This is a genomic window from Thauera phenylacetica B4P (assembly GCF_000310225.1).
Lineage (GTDB): Bacteria > Pseudomonadota > Gammaproteobacteria > Burkholderiales > Rhodocyclaceae > Thauera > Thauera phenylacetica.
In genome coordinates this window covers 1-4,672 of the sequence record NZ_AMXF01000283.1, presented here as the reverse complement: position 1 = coordinate 4,672, position 4,672 = coordinate 1, and the positions used below count along the sequence as shown (strand labels likewise).

The following is a 4,672-nucleotide window of genomic DNA, read 5'->3' as shown; positions in this document are numbered from 1 at the left end:
GATCCAGGCCTGCAGCTCGGCTCCGGCGAGCGCGCCGCTGCCTGCCCGGCGGCGCAGCATCTGCAGGCGCATGCGCGGCACCAGCAGCGCGCCGGCCAGGTCATGGCGCAGCGGCGAGGCCGCACGCCGCAGCACGGCGAGCAGGGTGGCATCGGCGAGCGCGCTGTCGCCGGGGCTCATGCGGCGGCGCTCCGATGCGGCAGCGCACCGCACAGGGCCGCCTCGAGGCGGTCGAGATCGAAGGGCTTGGCGAGCACCTCGTCGAAGCCGGCGTCGAGGATGCGCGCGCGCTCGTCCGCCGCGCAGTGGCCGGTCATGGCGACCAGGCGGATCATCGCGCCGTCCGGGCGGGCGCGCACCCAGCGCGCGAGCGCGCAGCCGTCGAGCCCGGGCATGGAGATGTCGAGGATCGCGCACCGCGGCGGCGCCGCCTCGATCGCGGCGCGCGCCTGTGCGCCGTCGTAGCGGGTATCGACCGCGTGACCGAGGCTCGCGAGCAGCTCCGCGAGCAGATCGGCGATCTCGCGGTTGTCGTCGGCGACGAGGATGCGCTCCGTCGCGGCCGGCGAGGCGGGGTTCGGTGCGTTCAAATGGATTCCTTCCGGTTCGATGCCGAGCCTTCGTGCCGCGGTGCGCTGGCGTGCGGACCGTGCCCCAGCCCGGGCACATGGTTCATTCTGACACTTTCCGGATGCCCCGGGCATTTCCTGAATGCGAATCGCTCTTTGTGTGGCGCCGGCGGTCGCGAGCACACGGCTCGACGGCACCCGGCGCGCACGCGGCGCGGGGCCATGCGCTACGCCGCAAGCGCGCCTGCGCTATAATCCAAGGCTTTGTTTTAGCTAATTTTCAGGACGCTTCCGTGCTCGTCGCAGCCAACATCACCCAGCAGTTCGGGGCCAAGCCCCTGTTCGAGAACGTCTCCGTCAAGTTCGGCGACGGCAACCGCTACGGCCTGATCGGGGCCAACGGCGCCGGCAAGTCGACGTTCATGAAGATCCTGTGCGGCATCCTCGACCCGAGCGCCGGCAACGTCTCCAAGGACCCGCACGAGCGCATGGCCTACCTGCGCCAGGACCAGTTCGCCTACGAAGACATGCGCGTGCTCGACGTGGTGATGATGGGCCACGAGGAGCTGTGGGCGGCGATCAAGGAGCGTGACGCGATCTACGCCAACCCGGACGCCACCGAGGACGACTACATGCACGCCGCCGAGCTCGAGGGCAAGGTCGGCGAGTACGACGGCTACACCGCCGAGGCGCGCGCGGGCGAGCTGCTGCTCGGCGTCGGCATCCCCACCGAGCTGCACAACGGCCCGATGAGCGAGGTCGCTCCGGGCTGGAAGCTGCGCGTGCTGCTCACCCAGGCGCTGTTCGCCAACCCCGACATCCTGCTGCTCGACGAGCCGACCAACAACCTCGACATCAACACCATCCGCTGGCTCGAGGACGTGCTCAACAACCGCGACTGCACGATGGTCATCATCTCGCACGACCGTCACTTCCTGAACCAGGTCTGCACCCACATGGCCGACCTGGACTACGGCACGATCACGATCTATCCGGGCAACTACGACGACTACATGGAAGCGTCGACCATGGCGCGCGAGCGCCAGTCGTCGGCCAACGCCCGCGCCAAGGACAAGATCCAGGAGCTGCAGGCCTTCGTGCGCCGCTTCTCGGCAAACAAGTCCAAGGCCAAGCAGGCCACCAGCCGCCTCAAGCTGATCGACAAGCTCAAGCCCGAGGACGTCAAGCCGTCTTCGCGCCAGTACCCGTGGATCCGCTTCGACTACGACGACAAGGACAAGCTGCACCGCTTGGCCTGCGAGGTGGACAACATCTCCTTCGCCTACGAGGGCATGGACAAGCCGCTGATCCACCGCTTCTCGATCGCCATCGAGGCCGGCGAGAAGGTCGCCATCATCGGCGAGAACGGCGTCGGCAAGACCACGCTGCTCAAGCTGCTGGTGGGCGAACTCGCGCCGCAGAAGGGCGCCATCAAGTGGGCGGAGAAGGCCAAGCCGGGCTACTACGCGCAGGACCACTCGAGCGACTTCGCCGAGGACGTCAGCCTCACCGACTGGATCGCGCCCTACTCCCGCATCACCGCCGCCGCCACCGGCGAGGACAACGAGACCCTGCTGCGCGGCACGCTGGGCCGCCTGCTGTTCTCGGGCGACGAGGTGAGGAAGTCGGTGAAGGTGATCTCCGGCGGCGAGCAGGGCCGCATGCTGTTCGGCAAGCTCATGCTGTCGCGCCCCAACGTGCTGCTGATGGACGAGCCGACCAACCACCTGGACATGGAATCGATCGAGTCGCTCAACACCGGCCTGGACAAGTTCAACGGCACGCTGGTCTTCGTCTCGCACGACCGCGAGTTCGTGAGCTCACTGGCCACGCGCATCATCGAGATCAAGCTGGATCACCAGATCGTGGATTACCGCGGGACGTACGAGGAATACCTGCAGTCGCAAGGCCTGGACTGATCCCGGCGGCTGCGGCCGCGCATGCACACAACGGGGCGAACCCGCTGCCGCTCGATGCGGCGGCCGGTTCGCCCCTTCGCTTGTGCCGAGCCTGCTCCATCATGCCTCGAGCGCTGGACATCCGGACGGACACGGATCGCCGATGACGCGCCTCATGTCATTGAGAATAAACTCGAATCCGGTTTTTTTGAGCGGACATTCCGGCAGACATGATGGCCTCCGAGATTCCCGAGCTCGCGCTGCGCGTCGAAACCGACCGCTTCGGCCCCTTCCTCTTTCAGGTGGGCGTCGACGCTGGCCGCCTGCAGCTTCCGATGCAGCGTGTCGAGGATGCCCATCGGCGCTTCGTCGCCTCGCCGCTCGCGCAGGTGGCGAATCCGCTCGAGCGCGAGGTGATCGCCAGCAGCATCTACGGGACCAACACGATCGAAGGCGGCACGCTCACCGAGGATGAAACACGCTCCGCAATCGACCTCGATCCCGCGCAGGTGCAGGAGATCGAGCAGCGGCGGGTGCTCAACATCAAGGCCGCCTACGAACGCGCAAGACAGGCTGCGCTCGATCCGGGCTGGAAGCTGTCGATCGACTTCATGACCGAGGTGCACGGACTGATCACCCACGATCTGCCGCACGCCGACAACCGCCCCGGCCTCATCCGCGACAACCCCAAGGGGCGCATCACCCAGGTCGGCAGTCCGCAGCACGGCGGGCGCTACAAGCCGCCACAATACGGGGGCGACATCTGGCGCCTGCTCGAAGCACTGATCACCTGGCACGGCCAGTTGGTGGATGCAGGCACCCACCCGCTCGTCCGCGCGCCGCTGGTGCATTACTACTACGAACTCATCCACCCCTTCCGGGATGGCAATGGCCGGGTCGGGCGCGTGGTCGAAGCGACCTTGCTGCAGGCCGCCGGTTACGAATACGCCCCTTTCGCGCTGGCGCGCTACTACCTCGAGCACATCGACACCTACTTCACGCTCTTCAACGCCTGCCGCAAAGGGGCGGACAAGCACCAGCCCCACCCGAACACGGGCTTCGTGCTCTTTCACCAGGAAGGCATGCTGGCGACGATCGATGCCTTGCACGACCGGGTCAATCGCCTCGTCGGCGTCCTGCTCTTCCAGAGCCGTTGCCGCGAGCTGCTCGACAACAAGACCCTCAACCCGCGCCAGTACACCATCGTCTCGCAACTGTTGGCGCAGGGGCGGGCGCAGGGGCTGGACGCGGTACGTCACGCCCCGTGGTACGCCAGCCTCTACCTCAAGCTCAACGACAAGACCCGTAGCCGCGACCTCAAGAAGCTGCGCGAGCTCGAACTCGTCTTCCTCGACACGGACAACCGCCTGTGGCCGGGCTGCAACCGTCCGAAGAACGCCAAGGCGCCCTGATCCCGCATCTGCAAGTTCGGGGCGGTCCTGGCGAGTCGAGCGCCAGGTCGCGCAATGGGAAATGGGACGGCTCGAACTCTTTGCAGGCGGTTCAGCGCCACAGCTCGCGCAGCGGCGTCTCCGGTGTAAACCGGTGCGCCACCTGCGCCTGCAGCAGTTCGGCGGTGGCGAGCGCATCCGTGAGCGCGTGGTGCGCGCGGTAGCGCGGCAGCTTGTAGCGCTCGCGGCTGTCGGCGAGGCGGATCGACACCGGCGCGGGCTTCTTGCCGAACAGGCGCGCGAAGAAGCCCGGAGGCGGCGCACGATGCATGCGCGCCTCCAGCTCCATGGTGTCGATCACCGGAAACTCGATCCCCTCGCCCAGGCGCGCCTTGAGCGCCACATCGAGAAAGCGGCGCTCGATCTCGCGGCAATGCACCACCACCACGCGCCCGGCGAGCGCAGCCAGCAGCTCGCCGAGGATGGCGCCGAAGTCGGGCGCAGCCTCGATCTGCGCGTGGGTGATGGCGTGGATCGTCACCGATTCGGGGTGCAGCTCGGCGCGCGGGCGCACCACCCAGTAGCGCGAGGCGCTGGAGCGGATGCAGGCGGCGTCCATCGGCACCACGCCGATGCTGACGATCTCGTCGCGCGCCGGATCCAGCCCGGTGGTCTCGACGTCGATCGCCACCATCGGCACGTCCTTGCGCGGCGTGTCGCCCGCGACCGCGCCGGCCGCGTAGAAGGCCCGCAGGCGCGGATCGCGGGCGGCCGCGGCAAGCTCGGCGAAGCGCGCCGGCCAGTCCGGCACGGG

5 protein-coding genes are annotated in these 4,672 nt (G+C 67.8%); 2 read left to right on the top strand and 3 right to left on the bottom strand.

Annotated features, from left to right (window positions below):
- The coding region (locus C667_RS20435) for a hypothetical protein (RefSeq protein WP_039922503.1) at window positions 1-180 on the bottom strand (180 nt) is incomplete at its 3' end.
- A complete protein-coding gene (locus C667_RS20430) occupies window positions 177-590 on the bottom strand; it encodes a response regulator (RefSeq protein ID WP_004380551.1) in 414 nt (137 codons plus the stop codon). The genes C667_RS20430 and C667_RS20435, both read right to left, overlap by 4 nt.
- Window positions 591-862: 272 nt before the next feature.
- Here C667_RS20430 and C667_RS20425 point away from each other — a divergent pair, with 272 nt between their 5' ends.
- Window positions 863-2,488, top strand: coding sequence for an ABC-F family ATPase (locus C667_RS20425; RefSeq protein WP_004380550.1), 1,626 nt, complete (start codon window positions 863-865; stop codon window positions 2,486-2,488).
- A gap of 209 nt (window positions 2,489-2,697) precedes the next feature.
- Window positions 2,698-3,879: a Fic family protein gene (locus tag C667_RS20420; protein WP_004380548.1), complete on the top strand. Its 1,182-nt coding sequence runs from the start codon at window positions 2,698-2,700 to the stop codon at window positions 3,877-3,879.
- Window positions 3,880-3,970: 91 nt separating this feature from the next.
- Here C667_RS20420 and C667_RS20415 read toward each other — a convergent pair.
- Window positions 3,971-4,672, bottom strand: a 702-nt coding sequence (locus C667_RS20415; RefSeq protein WP_004380546.1) for a 3'-5' exonuclease, incomplete at its 5' end; no start/stop codon positions are given.

Coding starts and splice junctions, on each gene's coding strand:
- C667_RS20420 (WP_004380548.1), top strand. CDS start 2,698: ATGATGGCCTCCGAGATTCCCGAGCTCGCGCTGCGCGTCGAAACCGAC.